This is a genomic window from Corynebacterium sp. ACRQP, assembly GCF_022345915.1.
In the GTDB taxonomy this organism is placed as follows: domain Bacteria; phylum Actinomycetota; class Actinomycetes; order Mycobacteriales; family Mycobacteriaceae; genus Corynebacterium; species Corynebacterium lehmanniae.
Genome location: NZ_JAKRMZ010000049.1, coordinates 1 through 1,053, shown reverse-complemented (window position 1 = coordinate 1,053; position 1,053 = coordinate 1). Strand labels below are relative to the sequence as shown.

Below are 1,053 nucleotides of genomic sequence, written 5' to 3'. Positions count from 1 at the left end.
TTGTCATGAGTCGCGTCATGCTTGACGCATGAGTCGCGACATGCTGGACGGACCGGCATCCCAGTTGTTTTTGTTCTGGGGTGCCGGTTCTGTTCATTTGGGGTGAAGTGGTGGGTCGCCGTGTTTCCAGTAGGCCTTTTGGTAGTCGCGGGCGGTGTCGATGTAGTGCTCAGTGATGACTTCTCCGGTTTCGACCAGTGATGTGATGATGTGGTTGTCGGTGATGACCATGAGAATTTTCTTGTGTTTGTAGGCGCGTCCGATGCCGAGGTGGAAGAGTTTGCCGGCGTAGCGCACGCTGACTTTGCCGTTTTTGTCGACTGTGTCGTTTCGGGTTCGCCATTCTTCTTTGGGGTTGTCGTTGGGTGTGGCTTTGACTCCGGTGGTGTATGCCTGCTGCGGGGTGCGTCTGCCCAGGGCGCGGTGGGGCCGGGTGCAGTTGTAGTATTGGCGAAACTCATTGAGGAGTTGTTGCAGCTCATCAATGGTTTGTGCTGCGGGTCGGGCCTTGATCCATTTTTTGAGGGTTTGGTGGAACCGCTCAATTTTTCCTTGGGTTTGGGGGTGGCCGGGCCGGCCGTTTTTCTGTTGGATTTTGTGTGCGACGAGCACTTTTTCAAACGCGTTTCGCCCGCCTTTGCGCCCCGCTAGGCGGGCAGTGAACACCAAACCGTTGTCCGTCAGCGTGGATGCTGGCGGGCCGTACGCGCCGATCAGGCGGGTGAGTTCGGTGGCGACGGCGGGGCCTGTAAATGCGGCGGCCGCGGTGATTGACAACAGGTATCGCGAGTGGTCGTCGAGGAAGTCGAGGACTTCAACGCGTGTGTTGTCGGCGAGGAAGAGGTGGGTGATGTCGGCTTGCCAGCATTCGTTGGGCATTGCGGCCTCGAAGCGGATGTAGGAGCTTTTTGGCTTCTTTTGCGGCTGCGGGGTGATCAAGCCTTCTTTGGTGAGGATGCGGCGGATCGTTGACGTTGACGGGGCACGTTTGCCGGCCTGTTCGAGGTGGTAGGCAATGGTTTCGGCCCCGGCGTCAAGTCCGTGCCGGGTGAG

General features: G+C 58.4%; 1 protein-coding gene. It reads right to left on the bottom strand.

The features are described 5' to 3' along the window. Positions 1 to 93: 93 nt before the first annotated feature. On the bottom strand, positions 94 to 1,053 hold a 960-nt coding region (locus MHY23_RS11805; protein ID WP_239307706.1), incomplete at its 5' end, for an integrase core domain-containing protein.